This is a genomic window from Acinetobacter harbinensis, assembly GCF_000816495.1.
GTDB lineage: Bacteria > Pseudomonadota > Gammaproteobacteria > Pseudomonadales > Moraxellaceae > Acinetobacter > Acinetobacter harbinensis.
Genome location: NZ_JXBK01000001.1, coordinates 802,421 through 815,635, shown reverse-complemented (window position 1 = coordinate 815,635; position 13,215 = coordinate 802,421). Strand labels below are relative to the sequence as shown.

Annotated in this window: 15 protein-coding genes; 9 read left to right on the top strand and 6 right to left on the bottom strand. The window is 44.0% G+C overall.

Annotated features, from left to right (window positions below):
* Position 1: 1 nt before the first annotated feature.
* Positions 2 to 1,981, top strand: coding sequence for a MacB family efflux pump subunit (locus tag SE27_RS03815; RefSeq protein ID WP_039621011.1), 1,980 nt, complete (start codon positions 2 to 4; stop codon positions 1,979 to 1,981).
* An 11-nt stretch (positions 1,982 to 1,992) separates the two neighbouring features.
* Entirely contained in the window at positions 1,993 to 3,396 is a 1,404-nt protein-coding gene (locus SE27_RS03810; protein ID WP_039621009.1) for an efflux transporter outer membrane subunit, read from the top strand.
* A gap of 107 nt (positions 3,397 to 3,503) precedes the next feature.
* Here the strand turns inward: SE27_RS03810 and SE27_RS13830 are convergent, their stop codons facing one another.
* Positions 3,504 to 3,686 (bottom strand): hypothetical protein, encoded by a 183-nt coding sequence (locus SE27_RS13830; protein ID WP_148308918.1) that lies wholly within the window; start codon positions 3,684 to 3,686, stop codon positions 3,504 to 3,506.
* On the opposite strand from SE27_RS13830, the gene tehB reads away from it, so the two are divergent.
* The 6 genes from tehB (at position 3,677) to msrA (ending at position 8,621) form a co-directional block, all read left to right on the top strand.
* A complete protein-coding gene (gene tehB, locus SE27_RS03805; protein WP_039621007.1) occupies positions 3,677 to 4,558 on the top strand; it encodes an SAM-dependent methyltransferase TehB in 882 nt (293 codons plus the stop codon). The genes SE27_RS13830 and tehB overlap by 10 nt on opposite strands.
* A gap of 262 nt (positions 4,559 to 4,820) precedes the next feature.
* Complete coding sequence (gene thyA, locus SE27_RS03800; protein ID WP_039621005.1) at positions 4,821 to 5,663, top strand: thymidylate synthase; 843 nt, start codon at positions 4,821 to 4,823, stop codon at positions 5,661 to 5,663.
* A 109-nt stretch (positions 5,664 to 5,772) separates the two neighbouring features.
* Positions 5,773 to 6,285 (top strand): dihydrofolate reductase, encoded by a 513-nt coding sequence (locus SE27_RS03795; protein WP_039621003.1) that lies wholly within the window; start codon positions 5,773 to 5,775, stop codon positions 6,283 to 6,285.
* A 28-nt stretch (positions 6,286 to 6,313) separates the two neighbouring features.
* Positions 6,314 to 7,375, top strand: a complete 1,062-nt coding sequence (locus SE27_RS03790; protein ID WP_039621001.1) for an Lnb N-terminal periplasmic domain-containing protein — start codon at positions 6,314 to 6,316, stop codon at positions 7,373 to 7,375.
* A 140-nt stretch (positions 7,376 to 7,515) separates the two neighbouring features.
* Complete coding sequence (locus tag SE27_RS03785) at positions 7,516 to 7,977, top strand: META domain-containing protein (protein WP_039621000.1); 462 nt, start codon at positions 7,516 to 7,518, stop codon at positions 7,975 to 7,977.
* A gap of 119 nt (positions 7,978 to 8,096) precedes the next feature.
* Positions 8,097 to 8,621, top strand: a complete 525-nt coding sequence (gene msrA / locus SE27_RS03780; protein ID WP_039620998.1) for a peptide-methionine (S)-S-oxide reductase MsrA — start codon at positions 8,097 to 8,099, stop codon at positions 8,619 to 8,621.
* A gap of 69 nt (positions 8,622 to 8,690) precedes the next feature.
* On the opposite strand, the gene SE27_RS03775 is transcribed toward msrA, so the two are convergent.
* The 5 genes from SE27_RS03775 to SE27_RS03755 all read right to left on the bottom strand — a co-directional run bounded on the left by SE27_RS03775 (position 8,691) and on the right by SE27_RS03755 (position 12,394).
* Complete coding sequence (locus SE27_RS03775; RefSeq protein ID WP_039620996.1) at positions 8,691 to 9,095, bottom strand: ExbD/TolR family protein; 405 nt, start codon at positions 9,093 to 9,095, stop codon at positions 8,691 to 8,693.
* Positions 9,095 to 9,715, bottom strand: a complete 621-nt coding sequence (locus SE27_RS03770; RefSeq protein WP_039620994.1) for a MotA/TolQ/ExbB proton channel family protein — start codon at positions 9,713 to 9,715, stop codon at positions 9,095 to 9,097. The genes SE27_RS03775 and SE27_RS03770 overlap by 1 nt, the downstream gene beginning before the upstream one ends.
* Before the next feature lie 20 nt (positions 9,716 to 9,735).
* Positions 9,736 to 10,539, bottom strand: coding sequence for an energy transducer TonB (locus SE27_RS03765; protein WP_039620993.1), 804 nt, complete (start codon positions 10,537 to 10,539; stop codon positions 9,736 to 9,738).
* A gap of 208 nt (positions 10,540 to 10,747) precedes the next feature.
* Positions 10,748 to 11,614 carry a formyltetrahydrofolate deformylase gene (purU, locus tag SE27_RS03760; RefSeq protein ID WP_039620991.1) on the bottom strand — a complete coding sequence of 289 codons (867 nt, stop codon included), beginning with the start codon at positions 11,612 to 11,614 and terminating at the stop codon, positions 10,748 to 10,750.
* A 69-nt stretch (positions 11,615 to 11,683) separates the two neighbouring features.
* Positions 11,684 to 12,394: a TetR/AcrR family transcriptional regulator gene (locus tag SE27_RS03755; RefSeq protein WP_039620988.1), complete on the bottom strand. Its 711-nt coding sequence runs from the start codon at positions 12,392 to 12,394 to the stop codon at positions 11,684 to 11,686.
* 116 nt (positions 12,395 to 12,510) lie between these two features.
* Here SE27_RS03755 and SE27_RS14385 point away from each other — a divergent pair.
* Positions 12,511 to 13,215: aldehyde dehydrogenase family protein (locus tag SE27_RS14385; RefSeq protein WP_455549961.1), on the top strand; the 705-nt coding region annotated here is incomplete at its 3' end.

Here is a 13,215-nt window from a genome sequence, read left to right as displayed (position 1 = left end):
CATGAGTCAAAATCAATTGCCTTTGCTCAAGGTTAAAGATCTGACTCGTGAGTTCCCTGCGGGGGAAACGAGCATTCAGATTTTAAAGGGCATTAATTTAGAAATTTATGCCGGTGAATTGGTCGCAATTGTCGGGCAATCCGGTTCGGGTAAATCGACGCTGATGAATATTTTGGGCTGTTTAGATCAGCCCAGCGCCGGCAGTTATCAGGTGCAAGGCCGTGAAACGCGTCAATTGGCTGCGGATGACTTGGCACAATTGCGCCGTGAATATTTTGGTTTTATTTTCCAGCGTTATCATTTACTCGGCGACTTAAGCGCCGCAGGCAACGTCGAAGTACCGGCGATTTATGCCGGCGTCGATGCCACAGCACGGCAACAGCGCTCCAATCAATTACTCACCGACTTAGGTTTAGCCGATAAAACGCAGAATCGCCCCAGTCAATTGTCCGGCGGTCAGCAGCAACGTGTCTCCATTGCGCGCGCGTTAATGAATGGCGGCGATGTGATTTTGGCCGATGAACCCACCGGTGCCTTAGATAAAAACAGCGGCATTGAAGTGATGCGAATTTTACGCGAGCTGAATGCCAAAGGGCACACCATTATTTTGGTGACGCATGATATGAACGTGGCTAAAAATGCCTCGCGTATCATTGAGATCAGTGACGGGAATATTATTTCTGATCGCGCCAACATTCCGGATGTCGATGGCGAAGCCCTGATTAAACAAGCGCTTGATCGTACTCCACAAAAGAAAACACCTGCTTGGCGCTCAACGATCGACCGCTTAGCCGAAGCCTTTAACATGGCGCTCTTGGCCATGAATGCGCATCGTATGCGTACCTTTTTAACCATGCTGGGTATTATTATTGGTATTGCCTCGGTGGTCTCCGTGGTGGCGCTCGGAAATGGTTCACAGAAAAAAATTCTAGAGAATATTAGCAGTTTAGGCACCAACACCATTACCGTTTTTCAAGGGCGTGGCTTTGGCGATAACTCTAAAACAGCGCAAGTTAAAACCTTGGTTCCGGCCGATGCAGAAGCGTTGGCCGAGCAACCCTATGTCGATGGCGTCAGTCCTTCCGTGACCACCAATGTCACCGCCCGATTTAAAGATACCGAGGCCTCCACCACGGTAAATGGTGTCAGTGAAGACTTTTTCTATGTTAAAGGCATGACCTTGGCCTCCGGTCAGCCTTTTGATCGCTCAGGAATTACTCAGCGCACGCAAGATGTGGTGATTGATGACAACACCAAAAAAACTTTCTTTAGTGATGGCAGCAATCCTGTCGGCCAAGTGATTTTATTGGGCAGTGTGCCAAGCCGGATTATTGGCGTGATTGAAGCACAAAAATCAATGGGCGGTAACAGCGATAGCTTAAATGTATATCTGCCGTATTCCACCGTGATGAGCCGGATGCTGGGTCAGTCCAATGTGCGCAGCATTATTGTGCGTATTAAAGATGAATACCCAAGCAGTGCAGCTGAAAATGCCATCTTAAATTTACTGGTGCAACGTCATGATGCACAAGATGTCTTTACCCAAAACTCAGACAGTATTCGTGAAACCATTCAGCAAACCACACAAACCATGACCTTATTGGTCTCAGCGATTGCGGTGATTTCCTTGATTGTCGGCGGCATTGGCGTGATGAATATTATGCTGGTTTCGGTGACTGAGCGTACCCAAGAAATTGGGGTCCGCATGGCGGTAGGCGCACGGCAAAGTGACATTTTGCAGCAGTTCCTGATTGAAGCGGTATTGGTGTGTATTTTAGGCGGAATTTTGGGGGTACTTTTATCGCTAGGAATTGGTCAATTGATTGGACATTTCGCAGGTGACACTTTCGAGATGGCCTACTCCACCACCTCGATTATTGCCGCCTTTGTCTGTTCTAGCTTGATTGGGATTGTGTTTGGCTTTATCCCCGCCCGCAATGCTGCACAGTTAAACCCTGTAGATGCTCTTTCTCGTGAATAAGGATGCTGAATATGCCTCTATCTTTTAGTAAATTGGCCAGCGCACTACTGTTAACCGGCACGTTGGTTGGCTGTGCGGCCGTGGTTAAAACGCCGTATCAAGCACCAAGCGTCAGTATTCCAGAGACATTTCAAAACAGTAAAGTCCTGAGTCAGCAGCTACATGCTGCGGTGAATACTGATCAATGGTGGTCGTTGTTTAATGACCCTCAATTGAATCAATTGGTGCAACAAGTACTGGCCAGTAACAATGATTTGGCCGTGGCCGGTATTAATTTACAACAAGCCCGCTTACAGGCGGGTCTGACCCAGAATAAGCAAGGCCCGCGCGTCAATTCTAGTGTCTCAACAGGACACAGCATTGATTTAAACTCAGGCGATGATGCATCGCGTGGTTTATCTGTCAGTGCGGGGGTCAGTTATGAATTGGATTTATTTGGCAAATTGGCACGCCAAACTGAAGCCAGTCAATGGGAAGCACGTGCAACCGCACAAGATTTACAAAGTACCGCACAAAGCTTAATTGCCACCACCACGACGTTATATTGGCAATTGGGCTACTTAAATGAGCGCTATCAAATTGCGCAACAAAATCTAGCCAGTACGCAAAAAACTTACGATTTGGTCCGAGTGCAATATCGTGCAGGTGCAGTATCCGGCTTAGATTTAACCTCTGCTGAACAAGCGGTGCAAAGTCAAAAAGCCAGTTTAAGCCAAATTGAACAGCAACGCGTGGAAACACGTAGCGCTTTGGCCGTATTACTCAGCCGACCGGTGCAGCAGTTAAATCTTCAAGAACCTTCACGCCTGCCGCGCACCACACTGCCGACTATCGCCAGTGGCTTACCGGCAGATTTACTGGCGCGTCGTCCAGATTTACAAGCAGCAGAACTACGCTTACGTAAAGTCTTGGCCAATAAAGATGCCACCAAAGCCAGCTATTATCCGTCCATTAGCTTGACTGGCACTTTAGGTACATCCAGTACCTCACTGACGCAATTGTTGCAAAATCCAGCGCTAACCTTGGGGGCAAATCTAAGCTTACCGTTCTTGCAATATAACGATATGAAAAAAGATGTGGCTTTAAGTGATTTAGACTATGAAAAGGCCATTGTACAATATCGTCAAACCTTGTATCAGGCTTTTGCCGACGTGGAAAATGCACTTTCTGCACGCACAGAACTGAATCAGCAGGTGGCTTTACAACAGCGTAATGTCGAACTGGCAGAAAAAACTGAACGCCTGACTGAAGTACGTTATCGTAATGGCGCCATTGCCCTTAAAAACCTACTCGATGCGCAAGCCACCACGCGTAATGCACGACTGGCGTTGGTACAAACCAAACAGAGCCAATACAATGCCTATGTGACGCTAATGCAAGCCTTAGGCGGCAGCCCCATCAAACCACTGCCTTAACCTTTAAGCCCACCCCTAGGACAAAGCATAACGACAAAACACACCCAAGCTTTTGAAGCATGTTCTTCAATGGCTTGGGTATTTTTTTAGCTGCATTTTCTGACCCGTTAACCATATAAGTCGATATAAGCGCGCTTATGCTGCATGGCAATGCTAAGATCAAAGTCGCTAGATTTAATGCGCAGAATATAATTTTTCAAAATCTGATCGATAACAAATAACGCAGCCATCAAGCATTGAGCAGATTTATCACGGCACAATTGAACCATAGAGGAAATCCATGAACTCATTAATCTGTTATCAGCAACTTCCCGTTTGGACACAAGCCACCATTCCGTCCGGTTTTCAAAAAAAACACAACACCAAAGCCGGCACATGGGCCAAGCTGACAATTTTAAAAGGTGAATTACACTTTGCCATGATGACAGAATCCGGTGAAATTCAATCCGAGCATGTGTTTTCAGTTGAGCAGCAACCGCCGTTTATTGAACCACTGGCATGGCATAAAATTGTCTCCAGCAGTGCAGATATCGAATGCCAATTGAGCTTTTATTGTCAGCCTGAGGATTATTTTGCCAAAAAATACAAACTGAGCGCGCCCCATTCAGAAATTGTAGCAGCGCTGCCTGTGCTGCAAAGCCACCAAGGCACTGAAAGCACTCAGGCTCTAGATTTAGGCTGTGGTAAAGGACGCAATGCCCTATTCCTAAGCCAACACGGCGTACAGGTCGATGCGTGGGACAACAAGCCCGAAAGTATTGAAAAATTAAATCAAATCATTCAAGCCGAGCAAATTCAAAATCTACATCCCCAACTGTATGATTTAAATCAAGCCAGCCCAATTGAGGGTCAGTACAATTTCATCTATTGCACTGTGGTGATGATGTTTTTACAGCCCAGCAGCATCCCCAAACTTATTCAGAACATGCAACATGCCACCAAAAGCCAAGGCTTGAATTTGATTGTCTGTGTGATGGAAAGCGACGATTGTCCCGCACAAGCCGATTTCTCATTTAGCTTTAAAACAGCTGAGCTGAAAGCTTATTATCAGGACTGGAATATCCTGAAATACAGTGAAGATATCGGCCAATTGCATCGCACAGATGAACAAGGCCTGCGCATTCAGCAACGCTTTGCGATCTTATTGGCACAAAAAAAGTAACTCAGCAAAAAGCGCCCAAGCGGTTGACTTAATCGCTTAGGCGCGATGCGCTATAGCACCAATGTTTGATGCTTCAACAGACGGTCACTGGATTAAAAATTGCAAATTTTTGCTCATTGTTTTGATAAAATAGACCGCTCTTTTATCCTAGAAAAATGCGTGTAAAAAGGCTAATATGGCCGGCTGAATCAAACGCGTCAAATCAAGCGTTAGTGAATTTTTTGCAGAACAAATTCGTTTACATCCGTACAATGAGAGCAATATGCGTCAATATTTAGACCTTCTACAACACATCCTCGACAACGGTGGCGACAAAGGCGATCGTACTGGAACAGGCACGCGTTCAGTATTCGGTCATCAAATGCGCTTTGATCTTTCTCAAGGTTTCCCTTTATTGACCACTAAAAAAGTTCATTTCCGCTCCATTGCGATTGAATTATTATGGTTTTTAAAAGGCGATACCAACGTCAAATATCTACAAGAGCAGAAGGTTTCCATTTGGAATGAATGGGCCACCGCAGAACAAACAGCGCGTTTTGGACGTCCTGAGGGCGAATTGGGGCCGGTTTATGGTCACCAATGGCGTAATTTTGGCGCCACACAAATAGAAAATGGCTTATATGCAGCAGATGGCTTTGACCAAATTAAATGGCTGGTGAATGAAATTAAGACCAATCCCAATTCACGACGTTTAATTGTGTCGGGTTGGAATCCTCAAGAAGCCAATAATGTTGCCTTACCGCCGTGCCACACCTTCTTTCAGTTTTTTGTACAAAACGGCAAACTCTCCTGCCAACTGTATCAACGCAGTGCAGATGTGTTTTTAGGTGTGCCCTTTAACATTGCCAGTTATGCACTACTCACCCATATGATCGCGCAAGTCTGTGATTTAGCCGTCGGTGATTTTGTCTGGACCAGTGGTGATACGCATTTATACAGCAATCATTTTGAACAAGCGCAATTGCAGCTCAGCCGTGAACCGATGCCACTGTGTCAACTGCAATTAAATCCTAATATTAATGATATTTTCGAGTTTAAATTTGAAGATATTGAAATTATCGGCTATGAATCTCACCCGGCAATTAAAGCAGCGGTGGCGGTTTAAATAGCTAGGCAAATACTACCCAATCCTCTCCCTCACTCGATGCTGCAGATCAAGAATTTAAAATGCAGCATGCAGGGATGCAATTCTTAAGATCAAGGTAAATGCAGGCATGTCATTTCAAAATTTAGAAGTTGTTCACGTGGTGGCGATGGATCAGCAGCGTTGTATTGGGAAAGCCAACGACATGCCGTGGCATATTTCTGCCGATTTAAAACACTTTAAAGCCATTACCCAAGGCGGTGTGGTGATCATGGGGCGTAAAACCTTAGAATCGATGGGCCGTGCTCTGCCGAAACGTGTTAATTGGGTGATTACCCGTGACCCGCATTGGTCATTTGATGGGGTAAAAACCGCGCACTCTATTGAGGCGGCCTTAAGCCAAGCAGTGGCTGACGTACACGCATCAGAAAAACCAGACACCCTATTTATTATTGGTGGTGGCGAGATTTTCACACAAACCTTGCCGATCGCCGATCGACTCGAATTGACCCATGTCGAATTGGATGTTCAAGGCGATGCCTACTATCCAGAGATTCCCGCTGAATTTAAAAAAGTATCGTCAGAACAACATATTGATGACAAAAATGGGATTGCTTTTGAGTTCGCAACCTATCAAAAATGAAGCTCAGCCCTCGTGATTAGCCTGCACTATGCATAGTCTTGGAAAAAAGGAATTTCTGTTCGCAGTCGGCTTAGCTCTGCTGCATTCTGTGTTTAGTGTTTTTGTGATTTTATCTTCGCTTTGGCTGTGTCTGGCACTGTGGTTTCAAGAACCGTTGGGTTGGCTGGCCAGTCGTTTTATGATTGGACTGTGGATTGCCTTTGCTTTAAGTATCCTTGGTATTTATGCCACGCAAAATTTTATTAATCGTTATACCGATATCTTGATTTACCTCTTGGGCTTTCTGCTGGGTTTATTTTGGTATTTTAGTTTAGAGGCCAAACAAGATCGCGACTGGAATCCTGAAGTGGCACAGGTTTTATCCTATGAGCGCAAGGGTGATGAGATTACCCTGCACAATGTGCGTAATTTTACTTGGTACGCCGATGGTCATTATGATGCGCACTGGGAATCACGTCATGTTAATTTAAATCAAATCACTGGGGTGAATATTATTACCTCGTATTGGATGGGCCCACAAATTGCCCATACACTGGTAAGCTTTGATTTTGCTGACAGTAAGCCGCTCACCTTCTCTATTGAAGTGCGTAAAGAAAAAGGCGAAGAGTTCTCCACTTTTGGTGGTTTTTTTAGAAAATATGAACTGAGCTTGGTGGCCGCCGATGAAAGAGATTTAATTTATACCCGCAGCAACAGTCGTGGTGAGCAAGTTTATTTCTTTCCCACCAATATGACAAAAACAGAGAGCCGTGCGCTGTTTGAAGAATATTTACATAAAGCGGATGAGTTAAAAGCACAGCCCAAATGGTACAACAGTCTCACCAGTAACTGCACCACCTTGGTGTTTGACATGGTGCAAGCGGTATCACAAAGAGACTTCCCGATGGACTATCGCCTACTGGCCTCTGGCTACTTACCCAATTACCTGTACGATTTAAATGCCCTATCGCATCAACTCACCATGAAACAATGGTATCAACAGGCGCATGTCAATCCGCGCGTTAGTCATATAGATCATCTCAGCAGTGAGCAATACTCAACGCTGATTCGGCAAGGCCTGCCCGCTAAGAAAAGCATACAATCACCCTGAACAATAAAACTTTAAAATATAAAAAACATACATTTAAGGCTAGTTTTATCCATCTTTTTTTGTTTATATAAGCCTTAAGTTAAATTGAACTGTGGGAATTGCATCATGTTAAAAAAATTATTGACTGTGGGAATTGCATCATGTTAAAAAAATTATTGGCAGTCGGTATTTTAACGGCAACAGTCGCATTCACCGGTTGTGAAACTATGCCAGGTGCATCAGCAAGTATTGAAACTGCAAATTTAGTCCAACTACAAAATAAAACTTGGGTTGCAACCCATATTGGCAATACTGAAATTCGTCTGCCAGCAGGTGAGCAAAATGTACCAAGCTTACAGTTTGACAGTGCAACACAGCGCGTGAGTGGTGCAGATGGCTGTAACCGTTTAATGGGACAATATACCGCCGGTAGCGACACGCTCGCATTTGCGCAAATGGCAGAAACCATGATGGCATGTGGCAACAACACCAATATTTCTCAACAATTTAAACAAGCTTTAGCCAAAGTGACCAACTACCAAGTATATGGCAAAACACTCAAATTACTTGATCGTAATGGCAACGTCTTAATCCAGTTAAGCAGCAGTCCAAAAGCACAGTAAAATAATCTATGCTAAAAGCCTGTATATGCAGGCTTTTACATTTTAAATGCTAAAAAAATCTTGCAGTGTCTGCAAAAGCCCCGATATACAACTATAATGACCCAACAGGATAACAAACCATGCAACAGGCATTATTTGGTGGTGGATGTTTTTGGTGTGTTGAAGCGATTTTTCTACAACTTCAAGGCGTAGAAAAAGTCGTCAGTGGTTATGCTGGCGGTCACACCAACAATCCAAGTTATGATGATATTTGCCGTGGTGACACGCAACATGCCGAAGTCATCTTAGTGGATTTTGATGAAAGCCAATTAAGCTTTAAACAGCTGTTAGATGTGTTTTTTACCACACATGATCCGACCACATTAAACCGTCAAGGCAATGATGTGGGCACGCAGTATCGTTCGGTGATTTACTATCTTAATCCTGAACAACAACAGCAAGCACAACACACAATTGAACAACTCAAAGCTGAAAACTTGAATATTGTGACTGAACTCAGCCCTGCACCTCAGTTTTATCCGGCGGAAGAATATCACCAGAATTTCTTTGCGCGAAACCCAACGCAAGGCTACTGTAATTTCTCTATTCCTCCTAAGCTAATGAAGTTACGCAGTAAGTTCCAACATTTACTTAAAGCTGAATGATTGATCTTGAATGTCTATTCAGCATAAAAAAAGCGACCTGAGGGTCACTTTTTTAGCATTTGAATTAATTTAGTTATCACTGACAAACGCAATATCACTGAGTCCTGCTTGACTAGCACGTGACATCACCTGCGCAACCGAATCATAGCGCGCATCTTTATCGGCACGCAGTTGAACGGTTGGCTTACGCTCAGTTTGACCGGCAGCATTTAAACGCTGCTCTAATTCGCTCAGACTAATGACTTGATCATCCCATGCCACTTGGCCATTGGCACGAATACTAATGGTAATGGCTTTGGGCGGTGGATCGAGAATTTCCGCAGTGGTTTTAGGTAAGGTTAATGGAATTGATGGGTTGGCAACGGTGGCTGTCACCAAAAAGATGATCATCAATACCAACATAATATCGATTAGGGGAATCAGATTCATCTCATTCATCCCTACATCGTTATCTTCACCCAATTGAAAACCCATTAAGCTTGACCTCCTACAAGATGCTCCGTGGCAGCTTTGGCTGTGCTTGTTGGCGCTGAGTCTTGTTGCAACATGGTATCAATCAACAAACCGTGGGCTTGATCTTGTAATTCCTGTGATAGCGTACGATTGGCGCGGGTGCAGATGTTATAGGCAATCACGGCCGGAATGGCCACAGCCAAACCTAGACCCGTCATAATTAAAGCCTCGCCCACAGGCGTGGCCACTTGCGCTAAACCGGCCTGTCCGCTTTTACCGATGGAAACCAAGGCATGGAAAATTCCCCATACGGTCCCAAATAGACCCACAAATGGCGCCAACGATGCAATTGTGCCTAATACCGCCACCCCTTTTTCCGCATTGGCTTTTTCCGCAGAAATTTGACGCAGCAGCGCTTGTTCAGCCACGGCCTTACGCTGTTCAAAATTCAGTACACCAAATTTTGTCTTTAATTTACTGAGTGCTTGAGCAAGTTGAGCATAAGCTTGTTGTTTCAGTTGACGCGTGCCAATTAAACGTAAAGCGAAGATTGTCCATGTGGTAATCGACATGGCCAATAATACAAAATACAGTGTTTTACTGACTGCATCGGCATGTTGCCAATACACTGAAAAGTTCATACTCGAACTCCTAATAAATGTTAGCCGCGTGGATTCAAGGTCAATTCAAAGGGTTGGTCAGCACTGATGGGATAGGCCACGCCATTCTCTTTGTAGGGTTTGAATTTGGAACTACGCACTGCGCGTAAAATCTTTTCATCTAACTCAGGTAAACCACTCGAACGGCTAATACGCGCTGAAGTGACTACCCCTTTTTCATTGGCTTCAATATGCACCACAATCGTCCGCGTTTGACCGTCTAAATCTTTATTGTTGTAGTTCGGCTTAGGAGAACGACTCCATTGTACGCCCGAACCACCAATTGATACATTTTTAGGAGAGGCAGGTGCAGGCGGCGCTGGTGGCGTAACTGGTGCAGGTGGTGTAGGCGGCGTAATCGGTAGCGGTTTCGCCACTGCCGCAGGTTTAACCACTTTGCTTTCAGAAATTGTACTGCTCAGTATAGGTTTAGTTGGCACATCGACTGCTTTTGCCACGGGTTTTAGGGTTTCTGCTTTTTTAACCTGCTGAACTTTTTCGACCTTTTTCGGTGGCGGTGGCAGTTGTTTTTTAACAATCTCCACTTTTTTCACTTCTTTGGGTACAGGCGGTTGTTTTTTGGATTCAGCTTTTGGCTTCGGCGGTAAAGGTTTCGGTGATTGTTGAATTTTAACAAAGCGTACCTTTAACGGCTCTTTTTCAATCGCTTTAAATTCTGGACTTTTGATTTGCCCCACCGCCCACAATACCCCCACATGACCGATGACCACAGCAACCAGTGCGGTGATTATTTTCTTTTTCATCGGCGTGGATGGTGGGGTATTTAAAGCGGAAGAGTGATTCATTAAAGCCGTTACCTAATTCAAGCGATTGTCGTTGTATACAGATTTAAACAATCTTGCGTATCGGTGAGTACAGTGAAAGCACCGCAATAATAAATGAGAAGTGTTTTCATTTGCAACTATTAATTGGAAAGTTTTGCTAGGTTTTTGCAGCATGAATAAAAAAGGCATACTTTAAGTATGCCTTTTTTATTCATGCTTTCAATAATTATTATTGAAAAACAACCGTTTTATGGCCATCCACAATAATACGATCTTCTAAATGCCATTTTACTGCACGTGCCAAAACATTTCGCTCAACATCTTGACCCAACTCGCGCAGCTGATCGACGGTAAAATCGTGATTCACGCGCTCGACATCTTGTTCGATGATCGGCCCTTGATCTAAATCGGCAGTGACATAATGTGCAGTCGCGCCAATTAACTTAACGCCTTTTTCATAGGCTTGTTTATACGGATTTGCGCCAACAAAAGCCGGCAGGAAGGAATGATGAATATTGATAATTTTCATCTCCCACTTTGCCACAAAGCTTTCACTTAAAATTTGCATGTAACGTGCCAGTACCAGCAAATCATTGCCTTGCATGATTTCATCAATTTTGGCATAGGCTTCTTCTTTGTTGTCTTTGTTGACCGGAACCACCACAAAAGGAATACCGAAATTTTCAACCGACTCACGTAAATCTTCATGGTTCGACACCACTGTGGTGATTTCACACGGCAAACCGCCACGGGCATGACGCCATAACAATTCCAGTAAAGCATGGTCAACTCTAGACACCAAGATACCGACTTTTTTAACGTCGCTGACCAAACCTAAACGCCACTGCATATCGTAACGTTCAGCCACATTGCTGGCAAAAGTTTGGGTTAAACTCTCTCTGCGGCTTTGCAAATGATCCAGTTCAAACTCAACACGCATGAAATAACGCCCACCTTGAGCCTCGGTTGCATATTGATCAAGCGCAGTAATGTTGGCTCCTTGATGATACAAAAAGCTCGATACCGCTTGCACGATTCCCGGCTTATCCTCGCAAGTAATCAGTAAACGTGCTGTGTTAGCAGTGGTCATATTCATGTTGGTTTATATCACTAATCAGTTAAATTAAAAATCAAGCCGAGTATTCTAACGCCTTTTACAGGCTTTCTAAATAGTCGAGTCGTTCTGCTCACCTGTTGCACTGGATAGACTGGCAAATAGCTCAGATGAGCCAAAAGTTTCCAGTAAATGTTCATAGGTCTGACGACTTTCGCCGCGTAAATAGGCCCCTTCTAAGAACACCATTTGACGCAGTGCCTGCCAAACCCATTTCTCTTCTAGATGATTGGAGTCCGTAATATGACCCGACATATATAAGAAGTTGGTCCAGTTGGTCAGCACAATCCACAGGTTAATGGTCAAGGCTTCAATTTCAGAGGCCGTCATTTGCATCAACCCTGCATCGACAAAGGCTTGATAAATTTTCTGCCCTTGCTGCATCACTTGGCCGGCAAAACGCGGATACATCTTGCGAAAATATTCATTATTTTCCACCAAATGATAGACGTCACGATGCAAAAAGCGGTAAGCCCATAACTGACTGCTCAGCACTTGAAAATAACGAATCTTATCATTAGCATCAAGTAGGCGGTCGTCAGGTAATGACAACATACCCAACGTTTCCTCTTGATATTGTTCCATTAACTCTTTGATAATTTCATTTTTATTTCGAAAATGGTAATACAAATTACCCGGACTCATATTCAGTTCAGCTGCAATATGATTTGTTGTTACTGAACGCTCACCGCGCTCATTAAATAACTGCAAACTGAGCTGTAAAATACGATCTTTGGTTTTCACCGTTTTGGAGTGAGACATCCTAAAGTAACCATTCATTCAATCGGTTAGCGAGCTAACACACAAAGTAACTTGACTATTTAGAGCTTTTACTCTAAAAACTAAATTAATCGCTTTTAAGTTAATGGTAGTAGGTCATGAACAGTCAGACAAAAACAACGTCAATGACACCCCATCCTGTTGATATTCAGCACCTACATGACGTGCTAGAACAGCAAAAATATGCTTATCAACGCCATCCTTTAGCCACAGCAAAAGAACGTATTGATCGTTTAGCACGTTTAAAGCGCATCTTGGTTAAATACCAAGAGCAATTTGCTGAAGCCATTAATCAAGACTATGGTAACCGTTCTATCAGCGAAACCAAAATTGGTGAACTACTCACCTGTCTTGAACACATCAAATATTATAGCAAGCATTTGACCCATTGGATGAAACCGTCTAAACGCCATGTCGGAATTATTCATCAACCGGCAAAAGCATGGGTGCAATACCAACCTTTAGGCGTGGTCGGAATTATTACCCCGTGGAACTATCCTTTATTATTGTCAGTCGGTCCACTCATTTGTGCAATCGCAGCCGGCAATCATGCCATGATTAAAATTTCCAGTGCCTCAAGTCATTTTGGTCAAGTACTGGAAAAAGCCTTAAATGAAGCCTTTCCGATTGAATTGGTGGCCGTCATCAACGGTGGCGGTGTAATTTCTGACACGTTTAGCCATTTGGCCTTTGATAAAATTATTTTTACCGGTTCAACCCGAATTGGCAAAACCATTATGGCCGCGGCATCGGAAAACTTGGTGCCGGTAATTTTAGAGTTGGGCGGAAAATCACCGGTCTTG

What these genes read in the sequence shown, in the direction of transcription:
- SE27_RS03815 (WP_039621011.1), top strand. Translation starts at nt 2, where the DNA reads ATGAGTCAAAATCAATTGCCTTTGCTCAAGGTTAAAGATCTGACTCGT.
- SE27_RS03810 (WP_039621009.1), top strand. Translation starts at nt 1,993, where the DNA reads ATGCCTCTATCTTTTAGTAAATTGGCCAGCGCACTACTGTTAACCGGC.
- tehB (WP_039621007.1), top strand. Translation starts at nt 3,677, where the DNA reads ATGAACTCATTAATCTGTTATCAGCAACTTCCCGTTTGGACACAAGCC.
- SE27_RS13830 (WP_148308918.1), bottom strand. Translation starts at nt 3,686, where the DNA reads ATGAGTTCATGGATTTCCTCTATGGTTCAATTGTGCCGTGATAAATCT.
- thyA (WP_039621005.1), top strand. Translation starts at nt 4,821, where the DNA reads ATGCGTCAATATTTAGACCTTCTACAACACATCCTCGACAACGGTGGC.
- SE27_RS03795 (WP_039621003.1), top strand. Translation starts at nt 5,773, where the DNA reads ATGTCATTTCAAAATTTAGAAGTTGTTCACGTGGTGGCGATGGATCAG.
- SE27_RS03790 (WP_039621001.1), top strand. Translation starts at nt 6,314, where the DNA reads ATGCATAGTCTTGGAAAAAAGGAATTTCTGTTCGCAGTCGGCTTAGCT.
- SE27_RS03785 (WP_039621000.1), top strand. Translation starts at nt 7,516, where the DNA reads ATGTTAAAAAAATTATTGGCAGTCGGTATTTTAACGGCAACAGTCGCA.
- msrA (WP_039620998.1), top strand. Translation starts at nt 8,097, where the DNA reads ATGCAACAGGCATTATTTGGTGGTGGATGTTTTTGGTGTGTTGAAGCG.
- SE27_RS03775 (WP_039620996.1), bottom strand. Translation starts at nt 9,095, where the DNA reads ATGGGTTTTCAATTGGGTGAAGATAACGATGTAGGGATGAATGAGATG.
- SE27_RS03770 (WP_039620994.1), bottom strand. Translation starts at nt 9,715, where the DNA reads ATGAACTTTTCAGTGTATTGGCAACATGCCGATGCAGTCAGTAAAACA.
- SE27_RS03765 (WP_039620993.1), bottom strand. Translation starts at nt 10,539, where the DNA reads ATGAATCACTCTTCCGCTTTAAATACCCCACCATCCACGCCGATGAAA.
- purU (WP_039620991.1), bottom strand. Translation starts at nt 11,614, where the DNA reads ATGAATATGACCACTGCTAACACAGCACGTTTACTGATTACTTGCGAG.
- SE27_RS03755 (WP_039620988.1), bottom strand. Translation starts at nt 12,394, where the DNA reads ATGTCTCACTCCAAAACGGTGAAAACCAAAGATCGTATTTTACAGCTC.